Origin of the sequence: Streptomyces capoamus (assembly GCF_014654935.1) — a bacterium.
Classification (GTDB): domain Bacteria; phylum Actinomycetota; class Actinomycetes; order Streptomycetales; family Streptomycetaceae; genus Streptomyces; species Streptomyces capoamus.
On record NZ_BNBF01000007.1, the window covers coordinates 194,085 to 194,847 of the forward strand.

At 72.7% G+C, this 763-nt stretch carries 1 protein-coding gene; it reads right to left on the minus strand.

Features of this window, described 5'->3' with window-relative positions; translation table 11 throughout:
• Window positions 1-16 precede the first annotated feature (16 nt).
• Window positions 17-763, minus strand: a 747-nt coding sequence (locus IE312_RS13915) for a protein phosphatase 2C domain-containing protein (protein ID WP_229899700.1), incomplete at its 5' end; no start/stop codon positions are given.

Genomic DNA, 763 nt, shown 5'->3' on the forward strand with positions numbered 1-763 from the left:
GCAGCGGTCACAGTCGTCACAGCTCCACGAACACGACCGTCGCGTCGTCGTGCGTCTTGCCCCGGCCCAGGAACGCCCGCTCCTGCCGGTCCGCCGCCTCCAGCTCCCGCACCCGGTCCACCAGCGACCGGGCGCCCTCCTTCGCGACTACGTCGAACAGCGCCGTCCAGTCGCCCTCCCGGAACCTCTCCGTCCAGCGGGTCGCGCCGTCCGTCAGCGCCGCCAGCGCCCGCACCTCGCGCCGGGGCAGTACGCCGGTGACCGCCCGGGCGGCCACGGCCGGGTCGGCGGCGGCCGTGAAGAAGCCGCCCTCCTTGTTCCGCAGGTGCGCGTCGACCAGGGCGTCCGTGGCGAGCGCGGCACGGGGCAGCCGATCCAGCCGGTCGTCCAGCACCGGGGTGACCGCGCCGTCGGGCCCCCGCAGCAGCAGCACCGAGTCGGACAGCACCAGGTACTCGACCTCGGTGGCGGACCAGCGGACGAGAACGACGGTTGCCTGGGGAGTTCGCGGGTGAGAAAGGTCACAGCTGTCCGCATGGGCCCCGGCGGTGCGCCGGATCGCCCGTGCGAGGATCTCCGACAGTGTCAGATCTCGGTCCGAAACGGTCAGTTCGGTCAGCGCACCGCCCAGTCGGGCCGTGAACCAGGGGACGGAATGCAGACACCCCGTCCCGTCGGCGGGCGGAGTGACCCCGTCCAGGACGATCACGCAACCTCCCTGTCCGGAGGCGGGTAGTCCGACACCGGCGAAGTCCTCGTTGGG